This is a genomic window from Planomonospora alba, assembly GCF_039534085.1.
GTDB lineage: Bacteria > Actinomycetota > Actinomycetes > Streptosporangiales > Streptosporangiaceae > Planomonospora_B > Planomonospora_B alba.
Map to the genome: position 1 here is coordinate 34,606 of NZ_BAAAUT010000015.1, position 24,637 is coordinate 59,242.

General features: G+C 76.0%; 13 protein-coding genes. 9 read left to right on the forward strand and 4 right to left on the reverse strand.

All coding sequences use genetic code 11. The features are described from left to right. Nucleotides 1–76: 76 nt before the first annotated feature. The 3 genes from ABD823_RS11270 to ABD823_RS11280 form a co-directional block, all read right to left on the reverse strand. Entirely contained in the window at nt 77–463 is a 387-nt protein-coding gene (locus tag ABD823_RS11270; protein WP_344858557.1) for a response regulator, read from the reverse strand. A gap of 63 nt (nt 464–526) precedes the next feature. Next, nucleotides 527–991 (reverse strand): F0F1 ATP synthase subunit A, encoded by a 465-nt coding sequence (locus ABD823_RS11275; RefSeq protein WP_344858559.1) that lies wholly within the window; start codon nt 989–991, stop codon nt 527–529. Between the two features lie 53 nt (nt 992–1,044). Then, a complete protein-coding gene (locus ABD823_RS11280; RefSeq protein ID WP_344858560.1) occupies nt 1,045–2,052 on the reverse strand; it encodes an SDR family NAD(P)-dependent oxidoreductase in 1,008 nt (335 codons plus the stop codon). Between the two features lie 57 nt (nt 2,053–2,109). Between ABD823_RS11280 and ABD823_RS11285 the strand changes: the two genes are divergently transcribed. The 4 genes from ABD823_RS11285 (at nt 2,110) to ABD823_RS11300 (ending at nt 7,148) form a co-directional block, all read left to right on the forward strand. Further along, nucleotides 2,110–2,721 carry a TetR/AcrR family transcriptional regulator gene (locus ABD823_RS11285; RefSeq protein ID WP_344858562.1) on the forward strand — a complete coding sequence of 204 codons (612 nt, stop codon included), beginning with the start codon at nt 2,110–2,112 and terminating at the stop codon, nt 2,719–2,721. A gap of 128 nt (nt 2,722–2,849) precedes the next feature. Next, nucleotides 2,850–3,374, forward strand: coding sequence for a GNAT family N-acetyltransferase (locus ABD823_RS11290; RefSeq protein ID WP_344858564.1), 525 nt, complete (start codon nt 2,850–2,852; stop codon nt 3,372–3,374). A gap of 373 nt (nt 3,375–3,747) precedes the next feature. Continuing rightward, a complete protein-coding gene (locus ABD823_RS11295; protein WP_344858565.1) occupies nt 3,748–5,751 on the forward strand; it encodes a vWA domain-containing protein in 2,004 nt (667 codons plus the stop codon). Then, nucleotides 5,742–7,148 carry an extracellular solute-binding protein gene (locus ABD823_RS11300; RefSeq protein WP_344858567.1) on the forward strand — a complete coding sequence of 469 codons (1,407 nt, stop codon included), beginning with the start codon at nt 5,742–5,744 and terminating at the stop codon, nt 7,146–7,148. The genes ABD823_RS11295 and ABD823_RS11300 overlap by 10 nt, the downstream gene beginning before the upstream one ends. Before the next feature lie 27 nt (nt 7,149–7,175). Here ABD823_RS11300 and ABD823_RS11305 read toward each other — a convergent pair whose 3' ends face one another. Continuing rightward, nucleotides 7,176–8,267 (reverse strand): NADH:flavin oxidoreductase/NADH oxidase, encoded by a 1,092-nt coding sequence (locus ABD823_RS11305; protein WP_344858569.1) that lies wholly within the window; start codon nt 8,265–8,267, stop codon nt 7,176–7,178. A 136-nt stretch (nt 8,268–8,403) separates the two neighbouring features. On the opposite strand from ABD823_RS11305, the gene ABD823_RS11310 reads away from it, so the two are divergent. The 5 genes from ABD823_RS11310 (at nt 8,404) to ABD823_RS11330 (ending at nt 24,459) form a co-directional block, all read left to right on the forward strand. Beyond that, nucleotides 8,404–8,742 (forward strand): ArsR/SmtB family transcription factor, encoded by a 339-nt coding sequence (locus ABD823_RS11310; RefSeq protein ID WP_344858571.1) that lies wholly within the window; start codon nt 8,404–8,406, stop codon nt 8,740–8,742. A gap of 257 nt (nt 8,743–8,999) precedes the next feature. After that, on the forward strand, nt 9,000–10,163 hold the full coding sequence (locus tag ABD823_RS11315; protein WP_344858573.1) for a DUF418 domain-containing protein: 1,164 nt from the start codon (nt 9,000–9,002) through the stop codon (nt 10,161–10,163). Between the two features lie 150 nt (nt 10,164–10,313). Further along, nucleotides 10,314–15,152 (forward strand): amino acid adenylation domain-containing protein, encoded by a 4,839-nt coding sequence (locus ABD823_RS11320; protein ID WP_344858574.1) that lies wholly within the window; start codon nt 10,314–10,316, stop codon nt 15,150–15,152. Beyond that, complete coding sequence (locus ABD823_RS11325) at nt 15,149–23,473, forward strand: non-ribosomal peptide synthetase/MFS transporter (RefSeq protein WP_344858576.1); 8,325 nt, start codon at nt 15,149–15,151, stop codon at nt 23,471–23,473. Before ABD823_RS11320 ends, ABD823_RS11325 begins: the two co-directional genes overlap by 4 nt. After that, on the forward strand, nt 23,470–24,459 hold the full coding sequence (locus tag ABD823_RS11330) for a threonine ammonia-lyase (protein WP_344858578.1): 990 nt from the start codon (nt 23,470–23,472) through the stop codon (nt 24,457–24,459). Before ABD823_RS11325 ends, ABD823_RS11330 begins: the two co-directional genes overlap by 4 nt. Nucleotides 24,460–24,637 lie beyond the last annotated feature (178 nt).

The window sequence follows — 24,637 nt, forward strand, 5'->3', positions numbered from 1 at the left end:
CCGCGCGGCCGGAGACCCGCAGGGCCCGCCGCCGCCCGCCGCTCCCCGCAGAGCGCGGCGGGCGGCCGGCGGGCGCTCAGTCGCCGGCCGGACGGCAGTCCAGGCCCAGGTAGCGCAGCTTCTCGTGGATCGTCTCCGGCGTGAACGGCTTGGTGACGTACTCGTGGGCACCGGCGGCGAGCGCCCGCACGACCTGGCCGTGCTCGCTCTCCGTGGTCACCATCATCAGGCACATCCCGCGCAGGCCGTCCATCTTGCGGACCCGGCGGATGAACTCCAGCCCGTCCATCACGGGCATGTTCCAGTCGACCAGCGCCACGTCCGGCGTCGTCGGGATCTCCTCCAGCAGGTCGAGGGCCTCCTGGCCGTGGGCGGCCTCGTACACCGAGAAGCCCAGCCGCGCCAGGATCCCCCGGATGATCCGGCGCATGGCGCTCGAATCGTCGATCACGATTGCCAGCACGTCGCCGCCCTTCTCCCGACCCGTATCGCCCTCCCATCGGCACCGCCTCCGCGGAGCTGAGGGCTACGGGCCGCGGACCGGGCGGAGCATGTGGGTGAAGAGCGAGGTCGCGAAGTTCTGCCGCAGCTCCATCGGGAGCAGCACGAGGTACAGGCCCCGGGGCAGGCCCGGCGGGACGAGACCGTCGAGGTAGCCCCGCACCCCGTGCGCGCGCACGCCCACGTAGATCTTGATGACGTAGACCGCGACGGCCATCACCGCCGGGAAGGCCAGGTAGGCGGAGACCGGGAGCTGGATCCCCGGGATCACTCCCGTCAGGCTCCAGATCCAGCTCAGGAGGAAGACGCTGAGCAGCAGGCCCATCCAGCGGTCGGCGTCCTTGCCGAGGAAGGGCCGGGCCACCTGGTCGCGGACGAACAGGTAGCCCAGCTCCGCGAGGTTCTGCAGGCCGCGCGGGACCAGCCGGGGCCGCGCGAAGGCGGCCCACAGCAGGGCGCAGACCAGCACGGCTCCGGCTGCGGCCAGCACGACCGGCTTGGTCAGCCAGTACGGCGCGCCCGGCCGGAGCGGCGGATGGGCCGTCAGGAGGGACCGCGCCCGTCGAGGAGGGCGTCGATCATCTCCTGGAGCCGGGCGCGCCCGGCCGTGCCGAGCGCGCCGCCGAGGGCCCCGGCGAGGGCGTCGAACGGGTCGGTCATCGGCAGTCCCGGCAGCCGGTCGGCGAGTTCCCCGACCGCCCACAGGCCGTCCTTGTGGAGGCGCGCGCCGTGCGACCAACCGTGGCAGACCGCGACCGAGCCGCCGCGCACCGCCAGCACCTGGCCGGTGAGCGGGCAGTCCGCCGAGGCCAGGTAGGCGGCCACGGGCGCGGCGGTGACCGGGTGCAGCGCGTCGAAGCCCCCGGCCGGAGGCCGGTCGCGCATGCCGGGGACCTCCAGGGTGAGCCGGGTGCGGGCCATGGAGGGCGAGACGCAGTTGACCCGCACGCCGTACCGGCCGAGCTCCAGGGCCGCGACGACGGTCATCGCCGCGACGCCCGCGTTGCCGGCCGCGTAGGAGGCCTGCGCGGGCAGCGGGTTGGACAGGCCGGAGCCGGAGGAGGTGTTGACGACGGCCCGGTCGGCGCGGACGCCGGCGTCGTGCCGCTCGCGCCAGTACCGGGCCGCCCACCGGGTGACCGCGAAGGCGCCCTTGAGCTTGACCGCGACGACGTCGTCGAAGTCCTCCTCGGCGAGGTCGGCCATGGCGCGGTTGCGTTCGATGGTGGCGTTGTTGACGACGGCGTGCAGGTCGCCGAACGCCTCCAGGGCGGCCTCGACCATGCGCCGGGCGCCCTGCCAGTCGGCGACGCTGTCGGCGCTGGCCACGGCCCGGCCGCCGCGGGCGGTGATCTCCCGGACGACCGAGGCCGCCACGCCGGGGTCGCCTCCCGTGCCGTCGATGGCGACACCCGGGTCGTTGACGACGACCGCGGCGCCTTCCGCCGCGAAGAACAGGGCCTCCTCCCTGCCGATGCCGCGCCCCGCTCCCGTGATGAGGACGACTCGCCCGTCCAGGCTCCCCATGCCGAACCCTCCCAATAGCTTCATTCGATGTATTAATACATTTAATGCACTGATGCATGGGATGCAATAGGATCCGGTCACATGACGGAGAACCCGGGACTGCGGGAGCGCAAGAAGCGGCGCACGCGGCAGGCGCTGGTCGAGGCCGCGGTCGGCCTGTTCGAGCAGCGGGGCTACGACCAGGTCACGGTGGCCGAGATCGCGCGGGCTGCGGAGGTGTCCACCCGGACGTTCTTCCTCCACTTCCAGACCAAGGAGGACGTCCTGTTCGCCAACGCCGACGTGCGGGTCGACCTGGGAGTGCAGGTGATCGCCGGACGCCGTCCCGGCGAGCGCTACCTCGACGTGCTCGCGCGGGCCATGGAGCAGATGATCGGCGACAGCTGGGACGCCGACCTGGCCAGCGGGCTGGCGGCGCTCCGGGTACGGCTGGCCGCCTCGGCCCCGGCGCTGCAGGCGCGGTTGCTGCAGCGGTACGTCACCGCCCAGACCGAACTGGCCGGGGAGCTGCACCGGGCGTATCCGGAGGAGCTGGATCCGGTCACCGCCGCGGCCCTGGTGGGCGCGCTGGTCGGCGCCGTGAGCGCCGCGACCCTGGCCGCCCTCCGGCGCGGTGACGCGCCCGAGGGGGTGAGGGACGCGATGCGCCAGGCCATGGACCTGGTCCTGGACGGCCACCGCGGGACGGGCTGATGCACAATGCCCGGGTGGAGAAGATCGAATTCCCTGCGACCGCGTCCCTTGGGCCTGCATCCCCTGGGCCCGTCTCTTCCGCGGCCGCGGAGCCCGCGCTTCCCGGACCCGCGTCCCCCGGGGCGTCCGTGCCCCCGGCGACCCCCGCGGAGCCGCTCATCCGCCCGGCGGAGCCCGGCGACGCCGACGTGCTGCACCGCTTCATCGTCGAGCTCGCCGAGGCGGAGCGGTTCCCCGGGGAGGTCACCGCCCGGCCGCGGGACGTGGCCGGGGCGCTGTTCGGCCCGCGCCCGGTGGCGGAGGCCGTCATCGCGGAGGCCGGCGGACTGCCCGCGGGTTTCGCGCTGTTCTATCCGACCTACAGCACCATCGTCGGCAGGCCCGGCATCCACCTCGAAGACCTGTACGTCCGGCCCGAGCACCGGGGCGGCGGGCTGGGCCGGAGGCTGCTCGGCCACCTCGCCCGGCTCGCGGTGGAGCGCGGCTGCGGCCGTCTGGAGTGGTGGGTGCTGCGCACCAACGACCCCGCCCTGCGCTTCTACCGCCGCCTGCACGCCCGCGGGCTCGACGAGATCGAGGTCATGCGGCTGGACGGGGAGGCGCTGCGCGGCCTGGCCGCGGCCACGGACGCGTCCGGCGGTTGCGGTCCGTGAGGTCCTGGACGCCCCGCCCTTCCGGCCCCCGCGTCGCCTTCCGCGGGGGTCTCGGCGCGATGCCGGCGCGCCGTCCCGCCAGGCGGACCGCACACCGCAGGAATGCGCAGGAACGCCACCCGCCCGGCGGACCGCACACCGCAGGAATGCGGGGGAATACGGCGCCGGCGGCCCCGACCGGTCGACACACCCCGGAGATCATGACATTTTCCGTGGTATGACCGGGATCACAGAGAACCGCCACGGCCTGGAACCCGCCCCGCACCAGGCTCGTTTCCTTTCATGTCAGAACGTTTCCCCTCCGACCCCTGTCCTCTGACGCCCGGACGGGTCCTCCCTCATGGGCGCGCCTTCCTCTCGAATGCGGGGTGACATGTCCGGCGACCGGCAGGAGCCACCGGCCTCCCCGCCCCGCACGGCGGGGCACCGGATCCGGGAGGTGTTCTCCAGCCTGCTGGTCGCGGTGGTCGTCGAGCGGCTCGCCCAGTGGGTGTTCGACGGTTTCGGCTCCGTCGTCGCGTCCCTGCCGGGCGGGTGGTTCACGGCCGTCATGGTGCTCGCGCTGCCCGCCAGCCTGGTCTACCACCGCAGGCTCGCCGCGCTGCGCGCGCGGGCGGCCGGGTGGCTCTCACCCGTCACCGGCGCGGTCCGCACCGCGCTCTCGGCGCTGCGGCGGAGGCTTCCGCGCAGGCGCGGGCGGGGGCGGGCGGGCCCGCTCGGCCGGGCGCTGCGGACCGTGCGCCTGTGGGTGGCCGGCGGCTACCGCGCCACCGCGCTCGGCATGGCGGCCGGGCTGGTCGTGTGGGGAGGCCACGAGGGCGTCCTGTGGCTGTCCGGCGCCTACGGGCCGTGCGACTCACCGCGTGAGCTGCAGGTCGTCACGGCGCCGGAGAACGTCCACGCGCTCCGCGGGGCCGCCGCCGAGTTCACCGCGGGCACGGCCGTGCACGGCTGCCTGCCGTACCGGATATCGGTGGGGGCCGCGCCCTCGATCGACGAGATGATCTACGGTTTCGAGAACGGCTGGCGGCGCAAGGACGCGCGCCAGGAGGAGGAGCCGTTCGTCCGGCTCCTCGGGATACGCCCGGACGCCTGGCTGGCGACCAGCAGCGGCGAGGCCGCCTACGTGACGCAGCGGGTGAACGCCGCACGGGTCGCGTTCGGCGGCGGGTTCTCGGTGGCCAGGGACCCGCTGGTGCTCGCCATGCTCGGCGAGCGGTTCGACGACATGGAGCGCGCCCTCGGCCCCGCCGACGAGGGCGGCCACCGGTTCAGGACGCTGGCGGACACCGCGCGCTCCTCCCTGCAGATGCGCCTGATCCACCCCCAGCCGGGCCTCTCGTCGGCCGGACTCGTCGCGGCCGCCGAACTGGCCCGGCTGAGCGGCTCCGGCGACGTGGCCCGCGGCACGGTCTTCGACGAGAGCGTCAGCGCCCTGCTCTGCCGCTTCAGGGATCCGGGCACCGCGGAGCGGGAGACGGCGGCGCTGCTGGTGCCCGCGCACAGCGTGCACGACTACAACACCCGGAGCCTGACGGCCGAGGGCTGCCCCGGCGGAGCGCCGAGCGGGCGCGACGCCCTCAAGGCGTTCTCGTCCCCCGACCTGTCCGTGCTGGACTACCCCTTCCACACCGTCTCCTGGGCCGGGCAGCACAGACCGGAGGCCCAGCGGGTGCTGACGGAGTTCGGCCGGTGGATCGGCCGCAGAGGGCTCTTCCCCGCGACGTCGCCGGCGTGGAGCGCGCCGCGCAGCCCGCAGGTCAGGGACGCCGCCGCCCTGCACGACGTACGGCGGCGCATCGAGAGGGAGCTGCCCCGCGTCGACCTGCATCTCGTCCTGGACGCCTCCGGCTCCATGTCCCGGCCCCCCGCGGCGCTGCTGCTGCGGACCCGCGAGGCGTTCTCCGCCGTGCGGAACACGCTCGTCCCCGCCGACCGCCTCTCCCTGAGCAGGTTCTACGCCTCGGGCGACGGCGTCGAGGTCACCGAGCCCGGCCCGCGCGCCGGACGCGACGACCTGGACGGGCTGACCCAGGGCATCGCGGCCCGCGAACCGGGAGGACGGGACGCGCCGATCTCCGCGATGCTGGCGGAGATCCCCCGCCACGTCAGCCGGTCCGGCGCCACGGTCGCGGTCATCACCGACGGCGGCGTCTTCGACGACGAGCCGGACGGCCGCGCCGTCGTCAGGGCCCTGGCCCGGGCCGAGCGGGTGCGCCACCTCTACGTCCTCGTCCTGGGCGACGGCAGGTGCGGCGGCGGGCCTGCGGGCGGCGGCCGGCGGGCCGGGGGCAAGCGCGTCGTCTGCGCGGAGGCGGGACAGGACCTGGAGAAAGGGCTGAGCCAGATGGTCTCCACGATCCGGGAGTGGTCGTGACCGCCGGGCACGACGGCCCGCCGCGCCCGCGCCGGAGCCGGATCGCCTGGATCGGGTTCTGCGCGGGCTGCCTCACCGTGGTCGCGCTCGGCGTGGCGCCGTACCCCGCCCCCTCCGGCGGGGCCCCGCCGTGCGCGACGGACCACGAGCTGACCATCGCGACCAGCAGTGACGTGAGCTCCGGGAGCTTCCGCCGCGACGTGGTCGACGAGTGGAACCGGCGGGCGGGGACGACGATGAAGGCCAAGCTGGTGGAGATCTCGGACTCCACCGACGAGGAGCGGGCCGAGATGGCCGCCGCGGCCCAGTCCCAGGACTGCGCCTACGACATCCTCATCCTGGACGTCGCCTGGACCGCGGAGTTCGCGCGCAACGGCCACCTGCGGCCGCTCTCCCCCGGCTCCGGCCCGGGCGTCCCCTTCCTGGAGAAGGCCCTGACCACCACCGAGGTGGACGGCGTGCGCTACGCCGTGCCGTTCGCCACCAACGCGCCCCTGCTGTTCCGGCGGGAGGGCCTGCCCGCCCCCGGCACGCCGGGCGAGCTCCTGCGGCTGGCCGCCGAGCACGGCTACGCCGGGCAGCTCGCCGACTACGAGGGCGGGACGGTCAACCTCCTGGAGATGGTCCTGTCGGGCGGGGCCGAGGTGCTGGACGGCGACGAGGTCGTCCTGGACCGCCCGGACGACGCCCGCGAGGCGGGCGAGGCGCTGGCCGCCTGGCAGGCCGCGCTGTCCCGCCGGACCGGCGCGGACGCCCTCTCCCTGAAGGAGGAGAGCAGCCTGCAGGCCTTCCGGAGCCGGCAGGCCGGTTACCTGCGCAACTGGCCGTTCGCCTTCCACCGGCTCGCCTCCGACCCGGCCATGCGCGACGGCGACGGGCTGCGCTTCGCCGTGGGACCGCTGCCCGGGACCGGCGTGCTGGGCGGCTCCAACCTGGCCGTCACCAGCCGCTCCCCCGACGCCGCGGAGGCGGAGCGCCTGATCGCCTTCCTGACCACGCCGCAGACGCAGAAGAAGCTGTTCGCCTGCGGCGGCTACCCGCCGGTCGTCGAGAGCGTCTACGACGACTACCGGGTGCGGCCCCGGACCTGCGGGGAGCTCCTGGCGGAGGGGGACCCGGAGGCCGGGCGCCCCGATCCCGACGGCGAGATCACCGCCGGCCAGCTCAGGCTCTTCGCGGACGCGGTCCGCCTCGCCGTACGGCGGGCCTGGCCGCGCCCGCCCGCGGTCCACTACTCGACGTTCAGCGAGGTCTTCCGGTCCTGCGCCCGGCAGGTGGTCGACGGGGCGCTGGACGCCGGCGAGCTGGACTTCCCGCGCTTCTCCGGCGCCCTGCGCGAGGCCCTGGACGGGCGCCGCCCGGAGCACGACCCGTGCCGCCGCCCCACCGGGAGGTGACGCCGCCCCGGACGGGGCGCCCCCGTCTCAGAACGCCCGGTGGTACTGGTCGGGCCGGCGGGGCGGCACGCCCAGCGTGCGGGCGGCGCGCAGCGGCCAGTAGGGGTCGCGCAGGAGCTCGCGGCCGAGCAGGACGGCGTCGGCGCTGCCGGAGGTGAGGATCTCCTCGGCCTGGTGCGGGTCGGTGATCTCGCCGACGGCGGCCACCGGCAGGTCGGTCTCGGCGCGGACCCGGGCCGCGAACGGCACCTGGTAGCCGGGGCCGGTGGTGATCTTCGCCCGGGGCGCGTTGCCGCCGCTGGAGGTGTCGAGCAGGTCGACGCCGTGGGCGAGCAGCTCCTTGGCGAAGCGCACGGTGTCGTCCACGGTCCAGCCCTCGCGCTCGTCGGCGGGGTTCTCGGTGAGCCAGTCGGTGGCCGAGATGCGGAAGAGCACCGGGAGCTCCTCGGGCCAGACGGCCCGCACGGCGTCGACCACCTCGAGCGCGAAGCGGGTGCGGCCGGCGAACGAGCCGCCGTAGCCGTCGGTGCGGCGGTTGCTGTGCGGGGAGAGGAACTCGCCGATCAGGTAGCCGTGGGCGCCGTGCACCTCCACGACCTTGAACCCCGCCCGCAGCGCGCGCTCCGCCGCGGCGGCGAAGTCGCCGACGATGCGTCCGATCTCCTCCACCGTCAGCTCGTGGGGCACGGGGTACTCCTCGGCGAACGCCAGCGGGCTCGGCGCGACCGGCCGCCAGCCGCCCTCGGCGGGGCCGAGCGGCGCGCCGCCGCGCCAGGGCCGGTCGGTGGAGGCCTTGCGCCCGGCGTGCCCGAGCTGGATGCCGGGCACCGCGCCCTGCCGCTCCAGGAAGCCGGTGATCCGGGTGAACGCCTCCGCCTGGCGGTCGTTCCACAGTCCGAGGTCGGCGGGGCTGATCCGGCCCTCCGGGGAGACGGCCGTGGCCTCGGCGAGGATGAGGCCGGCCCCGCCCACCGCCCGGGCGGCGAGGTGGGTGAAGTGCCAGTCGTGCGGGACGCCCGCCTCCGGCCCGTCCACGGCGGCCGAATACTGGCACATCGGGGCCATCCAGACCCGGTTGGGGATGGTCAGGGACCGCAGGGTGATGGGATCGAACAGCATGGGGACCTCTCGCTCGTCCGGGGACTCGGCGCTGGTGATCCAGCCCTGATACGATAAACATCGTAGTACGATGAATGTCAAACTACGATGGATGTCGTAATATCGCCGGCGAGGGGCACGCAGGAGGGGGATGCCGATGTCCACGCGGATCCTGGAGCACCCGGACGTCGAGGAGATCCGGCTGGAGGCGGTGCTGCACGCCCTCGCCGAGCCCGCGCGGCTGGAGGTGGTGCGCTTCCTCGCCGAGGTCGGCAGGGAGGTCGCCTGCTCGGAGATCGACCTCGCGGTGAGCAAGTCCACCGGCACGCACCACTACCGCGTCCTGCGCGAGGCCGGGGTCATCAACCAGGTCTACCGCGGCACCGCGAAGCTGAACTCCCTGCGCCGCGCCGAGCTCGACGCGCTCTTCCCCGGCCTGATCGACAGCGTCATCGCCGCCGCCGACCGGGAGCGGGCCCGGCCCCGGCCCTCCTGACGCGCGCGGGCCGCGACCGGCGGGGAACCGCTCCGGGGCCGCACGCCGGACCGGGGCGGCGGCCGACGGGGCGGCGGTCGGCGGGGCGGCGGCGACTTCGGTCGCGGACCGCCCGACCGAAGTCCGATCCGATCACGGAGCACTCGGACCGAAGTCCGATCCGATCACGGACCGCCTGACCGAAGTCCTGCCCGGCCGCGGAGAGCCCGGACCGAAGTCCGATGTGTGCGGCACGCCGGATTCCTACGATCGAAGTCATGATCCAGAGCACTGCGCCACCCACCGGACGCGTTCACGAGATCGACGCGGTGCGCGGTTTCGCGCTGGCCGGCATCCTGATCGCCAACATCGGGTTCTTCGCCGACCCCGAGTACGCCGTCGGCTTCGGCAGCATGCCCATCACCGAAGGCCCCGTCGCCCTCGCCGTCAGCACCCTGGTACTGACGAAGTTCTACGTCGTCTTCTCCTTCCTGTTCGGCTACTCCTTCACCCTGCAGCTGCGCGCGTGGGGCGGGAAGGCGAAGGCCCGCATGCTCCGCCGCTGCCTGGCCCTGTTCGCCTTGGGCGTGCTGCACGGACTGCTGCTGTGGGTCGGCGACATCCTCACCCTCTACGCCGCGCTCGGCCTCCTGCTGCTGGCGCTGCGCGGCATCCGGCCCAGGACCGCCGTCAGGGCCGGCTGCTGGATCATCGGCGTGCTGTCGGTGATCTGGCTCCTGCTGGCCGGGCTCACCCTGCTCGACCCGGGCGGCGCGGCGGCCCCCGTCCCGGACGCGGCCGCCGCCGCGCGGGCCGAGGCGCTGTTCACCGGCGGGCCGCTGGACGTCCTGCGGTTCCAGGTGGAGACCTATCCGATGCTCGCGCTGTTCATCTGGATCGGCCAGGGCCCGACGGCGATGGCGCTGTTCCTGTTCGGCCTGGCGGCCGGGAAGTCGCGGCTGCTGGAGGAGCCGGAGCGCTGGGCCCACCTGGTCCCGCGGATCCTGTGGCTGGGGTACGGCGTCGGCCTGCCCGGCGCGGTCTTCTTCACCTGGTCGTCCCAGCAGCCCGGGGCGATGGAACTGGTCGGCCTGGCGGTCAACAACGCGACCTCGCTGCTGCTGTCGGCCGCCTACGTGGTCACCCTGCTCGAACTGGTCAAACGCGTCCCGGCGGTCGGCGGCGCGCTGGCCCCCGCCGGGCGGACCGCCGCCTCCAACTACATCGGCCAGTCCGTGCTGGCCTGCCTGGTCTTCTCCGGGTACGGCCTGGCGCTGGCGGGCGAGCTGCCCCCGGTCGCGGCCATGGGCGTGGCCGCGGCGATCTACGCACTCCTCCTCACGCTGAGCGCCCGGTGGCTGCGGCACCACCGGCAGGGCCCGGTCGAGTGGGCCCTGAGGCGCTTCACCCTGCTCTCCCCGCCCCCGCCCAACCCCCGCTGACCTCCCGCCGGCCGGAGCGGATCCCTCCTGCAACCCGCCTTCAAGACGGATGCAAGTTGCGCAAATCACACTCACCACCACAGGGGTGATCATTTACGCAACTCGCAGGACTTCCATAATCCGGATCGTCCTGTCCGAAAAGGGGGAAAAGTGACCGGCGATGTGCGACGCATCGGATCGGGCACGGTACGGGGGGGCGGGAGACCGGACCCGGCCGGGCGGCAAGGGGGGCACCGGGGAAGCGGACTCCACGGGACGGCGAGCGAAGGGCCCGGTGCACCGGCCGGCCCGCCCGAGGCCCGCGTCCTCGCCGGGCGCGTCCACGAGGCGATAGAGAGCCAGAGCCGGCGGACCCCGGACCGCATCGCGGTCGTCGCGGGCACCAGCCGGATCGGCTACGCCGAACTGGACCGCAGGGCCGACGGCATCGCGCGCGCCCTGACCGGCCGGGGCATCGGACGCGGCCACCTGGTCGGGGTCTGCCTGGAGCGCGACGAGTGGCTGATCCCCGCGCTGGTGGGGGTGTGGAAGGCCGGGGCGGCCTACGTGCCGCTGGACCCCGCCTACCCGGCCGAGCGGCTGCGGTTCATGGCCGAGGACTCCGGCGTGGCCGCGGTGCTCACCTCGGCCGCGCTGCGCCGTACCGCAACCCTGACCGGGGCCGAGGCCGTCCTCGTCGGCGAGGCCGCGCCGGACGGCGAGGCGGTGCGGACGGCCGGGGACCCGGGTGACGCGGCGTACGTCATCTACACCTCCGGCTCCACCGGGACGCCCAAGGGCGTGGTGGTGGAGCACCGCAACGTCGTGAACCTGCTGCGCTGGGAGGCGTCGGCCTACACCGCCGAGGAGCTGGGCGGCACGCTGGCCGCCTCCTCGATCTGCTTCGACGCCTCGATCAGCCAGCTCTTCCTGCCGCTGGTCACCGGCGGGACGGTGATCCTGGCCGACAACCTGCTGGCGCTGCCGAGCCTGCCGGCCAGGGACGAGGTCACCATGATCAACGGTGTCCCCTCCGCCCTGGCGGCGCTGCTGCGCGAACCGCTGCCGGAGGGGGTGCGCACCGTGATCTCCGGCGGCGAGGCGCTGACCGGCGCCCTGGTGCGGCGGATCTACGCCAACCCCGGGGTGCGCCGGGTGGTGAACCTGTACGGCCCGACCGAGTGCACCATGGCCTGCACCTTCGCCGAGGTGAGCCGGGACCACGAGGGCGAACCGCCGCTGGGCGGGCCCATGGCCGGCGCGGTGCTCACGGTCCGCGACGCGGCCGGGAACCCCGTCCCGGACGGGGAACCGGGCGAGCTGTGGATCGGCGGGCCGGGGGTGGCCCGCGGCTACCTGGGGCGCGAGTCGGAGGCGTTCCGCACCGAGCCGGACGGGAGCCGGGTCTACCGCAGCGGCGACCTGGTCCGCCGGGTCGGCGGCGAGCTGCGCTACGCGGGCCGCGCCGACGACCAGGTCAAGATCCGCGGTTACCGGGTGGAGCCCGGCGAGGTGGAGGCCGCGCTGAGCCGCCACCCCGCGGTGCGCGGGGCCGTCGTGCTGGCCGCGACCGACGACGACGGGATCTCCTACCTGGTCGGCCACGTGGCGGCCTCCGGGGTGGACGAGCAACGGCTGCGGGACTGGCTGCGCGCCCGGCTCCCCGAGCACCTGGTGCCCACCCGGATCGGTGTGGCCGAGGAGCTTCCGCTCGCCCCCAACGGCAAGGTGGACCGGGCGGCGCTGCCCCGGCTCGGCGCCTCCCGGTCTGCCGGGGCCGCACCGGTCGCTCCCCGCACCGACGACGAGCGCCTGGTCGCCGAGGTGGTCGCCGAGGTGCTGGGGCTGCCGGAGGTCGGTGTGCACGACCGCTTCGCCGACCTGGGCGGGCACTCCCTGGCCGCGGCCAAGGTGGTCACCGAGCTGTCGCGCCGGCTGGGGCGCACCGTGCCGCTGGCGGCCTTCCTGACCGAGCCCACCGCGGCCGGGCTGGCCGCCCGGATGCGGCAGGCCGGGCCGGAGCCGGTACGGCGGAGCGGCCGCACCCGGTACCCGCTGACCGGCATGCAGCGCGAGTTCTGGACCCTGCGGCAGCTCCACCCGGACAGCCCGGTCACCACGCTGGCGGTCCGGCTGCGCGTGCGGGACCTGCCCGGCACCGCGCGGCTGCGGGCGGCCCTGGACGCGGTGGTCCGCCGGCACGAGGTGCTGCGCAGCACCGTCGCCGTCGGCGAGGACGGCGTGCCGTACGCCGTGGTGCACCCGCCGGCCCCCGTGCCGCTGGTCGAGCACGACGCGGGCGAGGACCCGGAGAAGGTCGCCAGGGCCGCCGCGTCGCACGTCTTCGACGTGACGGGCGAGGTTCCGCTGCTCCGCGCCGACCTGTGCCGGCTGGGCGGCGCGGAGGCCGAGCTGGTGGTCGTGGTGGACCACCTCGCCTTCGACGGCGGCTCGGTCGGAGTGCTGATGGCCGAGCTGGCCGCCGGACTGGCCGGCGAGCCGGTTGCCGGACCCGCGGTCCAGGTCGGCGACGTGGCCGTGCGGGAGCAGCAGGAGCGGCCGGACCTGGAGCGGCTGCGGGAGTTCTGGCGGACCGAGCTGGCCGGCGCGCCCACGGCGGACCCGGCGCCCGCGGACCTGACCGCGGACAGGGTGATCCGGCCGCTGCCCGAGGAGTTCACCGCGGGCGTGGACGCGCTGGCGCGCGAGTGCGGCGCCACCCCGTTCGGGGTGTACCTGGCCGCCCTGGCCCTGGCCGGCGGCGAGCCCGACACGCTGGTCGGCGCGGTCGCGGCCCGGCGGGCCCGGCCGGAGCTGGCCGGGGTCATCGGCCCGCTGGTGGACACGCTCCCGGTCCGGCTGCGCCCGGCCGGCGCGCCGACCTTCCGCGACCTGGTCCGGCAGGCCGCCGCCGCGACCACGCGGGCCCTGGTCCACCAGGAGGTCCCCCCGTCCGAGCTGCCCCGCTCCCCCGTGCTGCTGGCCATGCAGCACGCCGAGGTGCCGGTCCGCCTGGGCGGCCTGGAACTGCTCACCGAGCTCGGCTCGGGCGCCGCCGGACACGAGCTCGGCGTGCTCGTCAACCGCACCGCCGCCGGCACCGAGCTTCAGCTGGAGTACGGCACCGCCCTCCTCGACGCGGCGGAGGCCGAGGCGTACCTGGACCGGCTGGTGCGGCTGCTGCGCTGCGCGCTGGCCGACCCCGACCGGCCGCCGGCGGCGTTCGAGCTGGTCACCCCCGACGAGCGCGCCGCCCTGCTGGCCGCAGCGGCCGGGCCGGAACCGCCCGAGGACCCGCCGACGGTGCCGCGGGCGCTGGCGGCCCGCACCGCCGGGACGGCCGTGGTCGGCCCGGACGGCGCCTCGCTGAGCTACGCCGAGCTGGACGACTGGTCGGGCCGGGCGGCGGCGGCGCTGCGGGAGCACGGGGTGGCGCCCGGCGAGGTCGTCGGCGTCTGCCTGCCGCGCGACCACCTGATGCCGGCGGCCCTGCTGGCGGTGTGGCGGGCCGGCGCGGCGTACCTGCCGCTGGACCCCGAGCACCCGGCCGAGCGGCTGCGCCTGCTGGCCGAGGACGCCGGGGTGCGCACGGTGCTCACCCGGGGCGGAGCGGCCCCCTCGGGCCTGCCCGCTCTGGACCTGGACCGCCTGGTGGCCGCCCCGGGCGCGCCCGGCGAGCTGCCGGAGGTGCGGGCCGGGGACCTGGCGTACGTGCTCCACACCTCCGGGTCCACCGGGACGCCCAAGGGCGTGGAGATCACCCACGGCAGTCTGGCCTCCCTGGTGGCCGGGACGGCCGCCGCGCTGCGGCTGGGCCCCGGGGACGTCCAGCCGGCCGTGGCGCCCCTGGCCTTCGACGCCTCCGCCTCCGAGCTGTGGAGCGTGCTGGCCGCCGGCGGCACCTGCGTGGTGGTGGACCGCGCCACGGCCGTGGACGGGCACGCCCTGGCCGAGCTGATCGCGGCCTGCGGGGCCACCGTGGTCGACCTGGTGCCCACCGCGTACCGGATGCTGCTGGCCGCCGGCTGGGCCGGCGACCCGGCGATCCGGGCCGTCGTCGGCGGCGAGGCCCTGGACCCGGCCCTGGCCGGGCAGATCCTGGCCCGGGTCGGCGAGCTGTGGAACGCCTACGGCCCCACCGAGGCGACCGTCACCTCGACCCTGCACCGGGTCCGCCCGCACGAGACCGGGCGGGTGCCGATCGGGCGGCCGATGCCGGGAGAGCGGGCCTACGTGGTCGACTCCGAGCTGCGCCTGGTGCCGCCGGGCGCGGTGGGCGAGCTGCTGCTGGGGGGCGCCGGCGTCGCCCGCGGGTACCGGGGCAGGCCCGACCTGACCGCGGCGGCGTTCACCGATGACCCGTTCGTCCCCGGCGGGCGGTGCTACCGGACCGGGGACCTGGTGCGGTGGCGGCCGGACGGGACGCTGGAGTTCCACGGCCGCAAGGACCACCAGGTGAAGGTGCGCGGGTACCGGATCGAGCCGGGCGAGATCGAGGCGGTGCTCCACGAGGTGGCCCAGGGCGCGGTGGCCGTGGCCGGACAGGGCGCGCAGGCGCACCTGGTCGGCTACGTCGTGCCGGAGACCGCCGACCTGGCCGCGGTCGAGCGGCACGTCCGCTCCCGGCTGCCCGGCCACATGGTGCCCCGGCGGTGGGTCGCGCTGCCGGAGCTGCCCACCCTGCCCAACGGCAAGACCGACCGCAACGCCCTGCCCGAACCGGCCGACGACCCGCAGGCCGGGCGGGTCCCCCCGGCCACCGACGCCGAGCACCTGGTGGCGGCGGTCTGGGCCGCCGTACTGGAACGGCCCGCCGTCTGGGCCGACGACGACTTCTTCGCCCTCGGCGGGCACTCCTTCGCCGCGACCCGCGTGGCCGGCCGGCTCCGCGAGACGCTGGGCCTGGCCGTCCCCGTCCGGTTGCTCTTCGAGCGGCCCGTGCTCGCCGACTTCGCCGCCGGACTCGAAGAACTGCTGATGGACGAACTGACGGACGGGAGCGACGCATGACCGAGGTACGTCAGGACCGGATCGCCGAGCTGGTCCGGTCCCGGTTCGCCGCGGCCCGGGTGGCGGCGGAGAGCGCCGGTCCCGCGGGCATCCCCGTGCTGGCGGCGGCGGACATGCCGCTGTCCCCCGCCCAGGAGCGGCTGTGGTTCCTGTCCCAGCTGGAGCCTGACACCCCCGCCTACAACGTGCCGCTGGCGCTGCGGCTGCGCGGGCCGGTGGACGTCGCCGCCCTCACCGCCGCGGTGGCGGGCCTGGCCGAACGGCACTGGATCCTGCGCGGCGTCATCGACGGGAGCCGGGTACGGCCGGCCTCCGGCGTGCCCGTCTGCGTGGCCGACGTGGCGCCCGCGGACCTGGAGCGGGAGCTGGCCGCCCAGGCGTGGCGCCCGTTCCGGCTCGACGCCGAGCCGCCCATGCGGGCCACGCTCTTCCGGCTCGGCGGGGACGAGTACGTGCTCGCGCTGACCCTGCACCACATCGCCACCGACGCCTGGTCCGAGCGGCTGCTCCTGGCGGACCTGGCCGCCCTGTACGCGGCCCGGCTCGGCCTGGCGCCGGAGCCGGAGCCGGTCTCCCTGCAGTACGCCGACGTGGCCGCGTGGGAGGCCGCGCAGGACGCCTCCCAGGCCGGGACCGACCTGGACTGGTGGGCGCGGAACCTGGCCGGGCTGCCGCCGGTGCTGGACCTGCCCCTCGCCCGGCCCCGGCCCGCCGTCCCCACCTGGCAGGGCGCCGCGGTCGAGGTCGAGGTGCCCGCGCCCCTGGCCGCCAAGGTGCGCGCGGTGCCGGGCGCGACGCCGTTCATGGTGTTCCTGGCCGGCCTGCAGGCGCTGCTGTCCCGGGTGTCCGGCGGCGACGACATCGCCGTCGGCGTGCCGCACGCCGGGCGGCACCACCCGGACGCCGAGCGGGTGGTGGGCTGCTTCATCAACACCCTGGTGGTGCGCACCGACACCTCCGGCGACCCCACCGGCGCCGAGTTGCTGGCCCGCGCCCGTACGGCCGCGCTGGACGCGCTCGCCCACGCCCGCACACCGTTCGAGCGGATCGTGGAACGGCTCCAGCCGGAGCGGAACCTCTCGGTCACCCCGCTGTTCCAGGTGATGCTGAACGTCTACGACGCCGGTGCGCCGGTGGACCTGCCCGGGGTGGAGGCCCGGGCCGAACCGCTCCCCGCGCCGACCGCCAAGTTCGACCTGAACCTGGAGCTCTGCGACGACGGGACCCGCTTCTCCGGCGAGCTGCGCTACCGGACCGACCTGTTCGACGAGGCCGCCGTCCGGCGGCTGGCGGACTGGTACCTGGAACTGCTGGACGGGATGCTCACCGAGCCGGACGCGCCGGTCCGGCTGCCCGCCGGGGCCGACCTGCACGGCCCGGCCGGGGAGCGCCTGCCGGTGGACGTGCCGCTGCACGCGCTCGTCGAGCGGGCGGCCGACGCCTCCCCCTGCGCGACCGCGGTCGCCTCGCCCGGCCACGCGCCGCTCACCTACGCCGAGCTGGACCGGCGGGCCAACCAGGTCGCGCACCGGCTGCTGGAGCGCGGCGTGCGGCCGCAGGAGCCGGTCGGGGTGCTGATGGAGCGGCGGCCCGAGCTGGCGGTCGCCCTGCTCGGGGTGCTCAAGGCCGGCGCGGCCTACCTGCCCCTCGACCCCGTCTACCCGGCGCGGCGGACCGAGGCCGTCCTGGCCGACGCCGGCGCCCGGATCGTGCTCACCGAGGCCGAGGTCGCCGCCGCCGCGGACGGGCCGGAACACCGCCCGGACGTGGCCGTGCCGCCCGATCACCTGGCGTACGTGATCTACACCTCCGGCTCCACCGGGGCGCCCAAGGGGGTCGCGGTCGAGCACCGGCAGATCACCCACTACCTCGGCGCGGTGGCCGGGCGCCTCCCCGCCGGGCTGACGTCCTTCGCCCTGGTGTCCACCGCCGCGGCCGACCTGGGGCTGACCAACGTGCTGTGCGCCCTCACCTCGGGCGCCACCCTGCACCTGATCGGCCACGAGACGGCCACCGACCCGGCCGCGTACGCCGCCTACCTGGCCGCGCACCCGGTGGACGCGGTCAAGATGGTGCCCAGCCAGCTGGAGCTGCTGGGCGTGGAGGGGCTGCCCCGCAGGCTGCTGGTCCTGGCCGGCGAGGCCGTGCCGGCGGACCTGGTGGAGCGGGTCCGGGCGGCCCGGCCGGACCTGGCGGTGCAGATCCACTACGGGCCCACCGAGACCACGGTGTCGGTGCTGGCCTGCGACGCGGCCGAGGCCGCGCCCGGCACGACGGTCCTGGGCCGGCCGCTGGCCGACGTGGTGTGCCGGGTGGTGGACCCCGCCGGGCGGCCGCTCCCGCCCGGCGTGCCCGGGGAGCTGTGGATCGGCGGGCCCAGCCTGGCCCGCGGCTACCTGGGCTGGCCCGACCTGACCGCGGAGCGGTTCGCCGGCGGCTGGTACCGCACCGGGGACCGGGTGCGGGTGAACGCGGGCGGGCTGGTGGAGTTCCTGGGCCGGATCGACGACCAGGTGAAGGTGCGCGGGTTCCGGGTGGAGCCCGGCGAGGTCGCCGCGGCGCTGCGGGCCCTGCCGCAGGTGGCGGAGGCGTTCGTGCAGCCGGTCGGCGACGGGGCGCGGCGGCGCCTGGCCGCCTGGGTGACGCCCCGCGCCGGGACCGCCGCCGGCGCCGTGGACGTCGCCGCGGTCCGGGCCGCGCTGCGGGAGCGGCTGCCCGACTACATGGTGCCGGCCGCGATCGGCGTGCTGGAGGCGCTGCCGCTCACCCCGAACGGGAAGGTGGACCGGGCGGCGCTGCCGGTCCCCGAGGCCGGCCCCGCGGTGCGGGTGCCGCCGGCGACGCCGCAGGAGCACCTGGTCGCCGAGATCTGGGCCGAGGTGCTCGAGGCGCCTGAGGTCTGGGCCGACGACGACTTCTTCGCCCTGGGCGGGCACTCCTTCGCCGCGACCCGGGTGGCCGGCCGGCTGCGGGAGCGGCTGGGCGCGCCGGTCCCGGTGCGGCTGCTGTTCGAGCACCCGGTCCTCGCCGACCTGGCCGCCGCCCTGCCCCGTCCTGCGGAGCAGGCCCGGACGCGGCGGGAGCGGCCGGACGGGCCGGTCCCGCTCTCCGGGGCGCAGGCCAGGCTCTGGTTCCTGGCGCAGCTGGAGCCGGAGAGCACGGCCTACAACGTGCCGGTGGCGCTGCGGCTGCGCGGGCCGCTCGACGCGGAGGCGCTGCTGGGCGCGGTGCGCGACCTGGCCGAGCGGCACGAGGTGCTGCGCAGCGTGATCGACGACTCCGGCCCCGAGCCGGTCCTCGTGGCGCGGCCGGCCGAGGAGGTGCCGGTGTCCACGGCGCGCGTCGAGGCGTCCCGGGTCGAGGAGGAGGTGGCCGCGCACCTGGCCACGCCGTTCGCGCTGGACGCCGAACCGCCGATGCGGGCGGTGCTGCTCATGGTCGACGGGTCCGGCGGCGGGCCCGTCGGCGACGCGGGGGCCGCCGGAGACGGGCGGGCCGAGCACGTGCTCTCCCTCACCTTCCACCACATCGCCACCGACGCCTGGACCCGGGGGCTGCTGCTGTCGGAGCTGTCCGCGCTGTACGCGGCCCGGCTCGGGCTGCGCCCGCCCCTGGATCCGCCGCCCGCCCAGTACGCCGAGGTGGCCCCGGTGCCCGACCTGGCCGAGCTGGACTGGTGGGCCGAACGGCTGGCCGGCCTGCCGCCGGTGCTGGACCTGCCCACCGACCGGCCGCGCCCCGCGGTGGCCGACCCGGGCGGCGCCTCGGTGGACCTGGAGCTGCCGGCGGAGCTGAGCGAGCGCGTCCGGGCGGTGGCCACCGCCTACCGGGCGACGCCGTTCACCGTGCTGCTGGCCGGCCTGCAGGCACTGCTGGCGCGCCTGGCGGCCGGCGCCGACATCGCGGTCGGCGTGCCGGTCTCCGGCCGGGACCACCCCGGCACCGAGGGCGTGGTCGGCTGCTTCCTCAACACGGTGGTGGTCCGCACCGACGTCGGCGGCGACCCGACCGGCCGCGAGCTGCTGGCCCGGGTCCGGGAGGACGCGCTGGGCGCCCTCGCCCACGCCAGCGCGCCGTTCGACCGGGTGGTGGACCGGCTGCGGCCGGAGCGGAACCTGGCCGCGACCCCGCTGTTCCAGGTGATGCTGAACTACGTCACCGGCGCGGACCTGCCGGGACTGCCCGGCCTGGAGGCGGACGAGATCCGCCTGCCCGAGCGGACGACGAAATTCGACCTGAGCTGGCATGTGGTGGACGGCGGCCCCGGCCGGACGCTGCGCGGCGGGCTCGACTACCGCACCGACCTGTTCGACGAGGCCACCGCGGCCCGCTTCACCCGGTGGTACCTGGCCCTGCTGGACGGGATGCTGGCCGACCTGGACGCCCCGGTGGGCGCGGTCCCGCTGGAGCCGGTGACCGGGCCGATCCTGGCCGGCGGGCCTCCCCCGCCGGTGGCCCCCTCCCCGGCCGGCGGGCCCCTCGCGCCTGCGGCCGGGCCGCCGGAGCCCCCGGCGGACGCCCCGGTGCACCGGTTGATCGAGCGCTGGGTGGACGCCACCCCCGGCGCGCCGGCCGTGGTCGGCGCGGACCGCGCCCTGACCTACGCCGAGCTGGAGGCCGCCGCCAACCGGATCGCCCACCTGCTGCTGGAGGCCGGGGTGCGCGCCGACGAACCGGTCGGCGTGCTCCTGGAGCCGGGCGCCGGCCTGGCCTGCGCCCTGTTCGGGATCCAGAAGTCCGGCGGCGGCTACCTGCCCATGGACCCGGCCTACCCGGCCGCGAGGATCACCGCGATGCTGGAGGCCGCCGGGGTCCGGGCCGTGGTCACCACGGCGGAGTTCGCCGACCGGATCGGGCCGGGCCGCACGGTGCTGGAGCTGGACCGGCTCCCGTCCGCTCCGGAGACTCGGCCCGACGTCGACGTGCGGCCCGAGCACCTGCACCACGTGATCTTCACCTCCGGGTCCACCGGCACGCCCAAGGCCGTGGCCGCCGAGCACCGCAGCGTGCTGAGCTACCTGCGCGGCATGCTGCCGCGGATCGACGTGCCCGGCGGGTCGTACGCGGTCGTGTCCACCCCCGCCGCGGACTTCGGGCTCACGTGCGTCTTCGGCGCCCTGACCACGGGCGGGACGGTGCACCTGGTGCCGCGGGAGACCGCGATGGACCCCGCCGCCTTCGCCGGCTACCTGAGCGAGCACCGCGTCGACGTCGTCAAGTGCGTGCCCAGCCACCTGGAACTGCTGGCCTCCGGCGGCGACCTGCCCGCGGTGCTGCCGGGAAGACTGCTGATCCTGGCGGGCGAGGCGTGCCCGTGGGACCTGGTGGAGCGGGCCCGGGCCGCGCGGCCCGGCCTGCGGATCCAGAGCCACTACGGGCACACCGAGTCCACGATGATCTGCCTGGTCTGCGACACCGAGGAGATCGCGCCCGAGCACCGGACCGGGATCGTGCCGCTGGGCAGGCCCCTGCCGGGGGTGTACGGGCACCTGGTGGACGCGGACCTGCGGCCGGTGCCGGTCGGGGTCCCGGGCGAGCTGGTCGTCGGCGGCCCGGGGGTCACCCGCGGCTACATCGGCCGGCCCGAGCTGACCGCGGAGCGGTTCGTACCCGACCCGCTGACCGGCCGGGGGCGCTGCTACCGCAGCGGCGACCTGCTGCGCGTCACGGCCGACGGGCGGGTGGAGTTCCGCGGCCGGGTGGACGACCAGGTCAAGGTCCGCGGCTACCGGGTCGAGCCGGGCGAGGTCGCCACCGCGCTGCGGGCCCTGCCCGAGATCGCCGAGGCCGTCGTGCTGCCGGTGGGCGAGGGCAGGGCCCGGCAGCTCGCCGCCTGGGTCACCCCGCAGGCCGGAGGCACCGTGGACGTGCCGCGGGTGCGGGCCGCGCTCCGTGAGCGGCTGCCCGACTACATGGTCCCGGCGCAGCTCGTCGTGCTCGACCGGCTTCCGCTCAACCCGAACGGGAAGGTGGACCGGGCGGCCCTGCCCGAGCCGCAGCCGGAGACCGCGGAGTTCGTGCCGCCGTCCACGCCCGGCGAGGAACTGGTCGCCCGGGTGTGGGCCCAGGTGCTCGGCGTGGCCGAGGTCGGGGCGCACGACGACTTCTTCGCCCTGGGCGGGGACTCCTTCGCCGCGGTGCGCGCGGTCAAGGAGATCGGCCACGGCCTGCGGGTGATCGACCTGTTCACCCGGCCCACGGTCGCCGAGCTGGCCGCCTTCCTGGACCGGCGGGACGGCGGCGGGCTGCTGCACCGCCTGGGCGGCGGCCGCACCAGCGAGTTCACCCTGGTGTGCCTGCCGTACGGCGGCGGCTCGGCGGCGGTGTACCAGCCGCTGGCCTGGGCCCTGGGCGAGCGGGTGGAGGTGCTCGCGGCGGAACCGCCCGGCCACGACCCGGCCCGCCCGGACGAGGAGCCGCTGCCGCTGGAGGAGCTGGTGGAGGCCCTGGCCGCGGAGGTGGCCAAGACCGCGTCCGGCCCGATCGCGGTCTACGGCCACTGCGTGGGCTCCGCGCCCGCGGTGGCCCTGGCCCGCAGGCTGGAGGCGGACGGCGTCCCCGTGCTGGGTGTGATCGCGGCCGGCAGCTTCCCCAGCGCCCGGCTGCCCGGCCTGGTCCAGCGGCTCTTTCGCGGCGACCGCTGGGTCTCCGACCGGATGTTCCGGGACGCGCTGCGGGCCTCGGGCGGGCTGCTGGACGACATGGACGAGGCCGCCAAGCGGACCGCGGTGCGGGCGATGCGCCACGACGCCGACCAGGCGCAGGAATGGTTCGGCCGCGAGCTGGCCGGTGACGGGCCGCCGCTGCGCGCCCCGATCCTGTGCGTGGTCGGGGAACGGGACCGGGCGACCGAGCTGCACGAGGAGCGGTACGCCGAGTGGGCGGCCTTCGCGCCCAGGGTGGAGCGGGCGGTGCTGCCCCGCGCCGGCCACTACTTCCTGCGGCACCAGGCCGAACCGCTGGCCGCCCTGGTGATGGAGCACCTGCGGCGCTGGGCGGCCGGGCGGCTGCCCGATCCGGTGCGCCCGCCCGAGCGCAGAAACCTGCGGCCCTTCTACACCGTGGCGGGCGGGCAGCTGGTCTCGGCGGTGGGCACGGCGCTGAGCTCGTTCGCCCTCGGCGTCTGGGCCTACCAGCGCAGCGGCGAGATCCTGGACCTGGCCCTCGTCACGATGCTGTCCCAGATCCCGGCCGTGCTGCTCACCCCGCTGGGCGGCGCCCTGGCCGACCGGGTGGACCGGCGCCGCGTCATGCTGGCCTGTGACGCCGTCTCCGGACTGGCCATGGTGGCGCTGGTCCTGCTGATGGCCACCGACCGGCTGGCGCTGTGGAACGTGTGCCTCATCGTCGGCGTCACCTCGGTGGTCACCGCGTTCCAGCAGCCCGCCTACCTGGCCGCGATCGCGCAGCTGGTGCCCAAGCCGTACCTGCCGCAGGCCAACGCCATCGCCAACCTGGGGTTCGGCGCCGGCAACGTGGTGGCGCCGCTCGCCGGCGGCGCGCTGATCGGTGTGTTCGGGCTGTCCGCGGTGGTGGCCGTCGACGTGGCGACGTTCGCGGTCGGGGTGGCGACCCTGCTGGCGGTCCGGTTCCCCGACCGGCTGTTCCACCGGCGGGAGGAGACGTTCCAGGCGGCGCTGACCGGCGGCTGGCGCTTCCTCCGCCGGCGCCGGCCGCTGCTGGTGATGGCGCTCTACTTCGCGGTGGTCAACTTCTGCACCGCCCTGATGTGGGTGTTGATCACCCCGGTCGTGCTGGCCCTCGGCTCCTCGGCCACCCTGGGCGCGGTGACCGCGATCGGGGGCCTCGGCGCGGCCGTGGGCACCGGGGTGGTGCTGGTCTGGGGCGGCACCCGGCGCCGGGCCACCGGCATGATCGGTTTCGTGGTCGGGTCCGGGGTCGGCGTGGTGCTGATGGGCGCGTGGCCGGCGGTGTGGCTGGTCGCGGCCGGCCTGTTCGTCCGGCTGGCCTGCATGAGCATCGGCAACGCGCACTGGCTGTCCATCATCCAGGTGAAGGTGGGACCGGAGCTGCAGGGCCGGGTCCTGGCCGTCAACGTCATGCTGGCCACGGCCATGCAGCCGCTGGGCTTCCTGGCCGCCGACCCGCTGGCCGACTGGGCCGGGCGGTACGCCTCCGGCCCCGGTGGAGGGGCGGCGGCGGTGCTGCTGGCCAGTGGCGTCTTCCTGGTGGTGTGGGGCCTGCTCGGGCTGCGCCACCGCCCGCTGCACCACCTGGAGGACCTGGTGCCCGACGCCGCGCCGCCGTCCGAGGCCGAAGCCGACCTGGACGCGATCCAGGAGAAGGTGCTGAACGGATGAACCCCGTGACGACGACCGGCACGGCCGGTCCCGCGAAGAGGCCCCCGGCGGCCGGCTGCGGCAGCGGGCCGGCCCGCCTGGTGACGATGGACGACGTGGCCGGCGCCGCGGCCCGGATCGCGTCGTCCGTACGGCGCACGCCGCTGCTGCGCCTGCCCGGCGAACGGCTCTGGGTCAAACCCGAGAACCGGCAGCCCACCCGCTCCTTCAAGGTGCGGGGCGCGGTGAACGCCGTGGGACGGCTGGCCGGGCGGGGCGTCGGGCACGTCATCGCCCAGTCCTCCGGGAACCACGCCCAGGCCATCGCGTACGCCGCCGGCGAGCACGGCCTGCGGGCGACCGTGGTCCTGCCCGACACCGCGCCGGAGCTGAAGGTGGCGGCCGCCCGCAGGCTCGGCGCCGAGGTGGTGATCACGCCACCGGCCCTGCGCGAGGTCACCTGCCTGGCCCTGGCCGACCGGCTCGCGGCCTCGGTGGTCCGCTCCGACGACTTCGACGTCATCGCCGGGCACGGCAGCGCCGGAATCGAGATCACCCGGGACCTGCCCGGGGCCGGCGCGATCCTGGTACCGGTCTGCAACGGCGGCCTGCTGGCCGGGATCGCGGTCGCGGCCAAGGCCGCCGATCCGGCGATCAGGGTGATCGGCGTCGAGCCGGAACTGGCCGCCGACGGCACGGCCAGCTTCCGCTCCGGCCGGCGCACCGCGTGGCCGGTGCAGCAGACCTACCGCACCCGGGCCGACGGGCTGCGCGCCCCGGTCCTGGGCGCCCTGGCCTGGGAGCACATCCGCCGGTACGTGGACGACATGGTGACCGTGGGCGAGGACGCCATCGAGGCCGCCGCCGACCTGCTCCAGCGGGAGCTGGGGGAACGGGCCGAACCCAGCGGCGCGGTGACCACCGCGGCCTACCTCGCCCACCGGGACGCGCTGCCGTCCGGACCCGTGGTGGCCGTCCTGTCCGGTGGAAACGTCGGCGATCCCTGAGATGACCGCGGCCCGGCCTCGCGCGGGCCGGGAGGCGCCGGACCCGTCCTGCCGCCGGTGGGGACGGGTCCCCGGCCGTCCGGCCGGAAAGCCGCCGCGGCCCCGTGCGTCCCCGGGCGGAAGACCGCGCACGCCGTGCGACGGGCCGTGGCCGTACGACGCGGAGTTGACTTTTGGA

Coding starts and splice junctions, on each gene's coding strand:
- ABD823_RS11280 (WP_344858560.1), bottom strand. CDS start 2,052: ATGAAGCTATTGGGAGGGTTCGGCATGGGGAGCCTGGACGGGCGAGTC.
- ABD823_RS11295 (WP_344858565.1), top strand. CDS start 3,748: ATGTCCGGCGACCGGCAGGAGCCACCGGCCTCCCCGCCCCGCACGGCG.
- ABD823_RS11285 (WP_344858562.1), top strand. CDS start 2,110: ATGACGGAGAACCCGGGACTGCGGGAGCGCAAGAAGCGGCGCACGCGG.
- ABD823_RS11330 (WP_344858578.1), top strand. CDS start 23,470: ATGAACCCCGTGACGACGACCGGCACGGCCGGTCCCGCGAAGAGGCCC.
- ABD823_RS11315 (WP_344858573.1), top strand. CDS start 9,000: ATGATCCAGAGCACTGCGCCACCCACCGGACGCGTTCACGAGATCGAC.
- ABD823_RS11310 (WP_344858571.1), top strand. CDS start 8,404: ATGTCCACGCGGATCCTGGAGCACCCGGACGTCGAGGAGATCCGGCTG.
- ABD823_RS11325 (WP_344858576.1), top strand. CDS start 15,149: ATGACCGAGGTACGTCAGGACCGGATCGCCGAGCTGGTCCGGTCCCGG.
- ABD823_RS11305 (WP_344858569.1), bottom strand. CDS start 8,267: ATGCTGTTCGATCCCATCACCCTGCGGTCCCTGACCATCCCCAACCGG.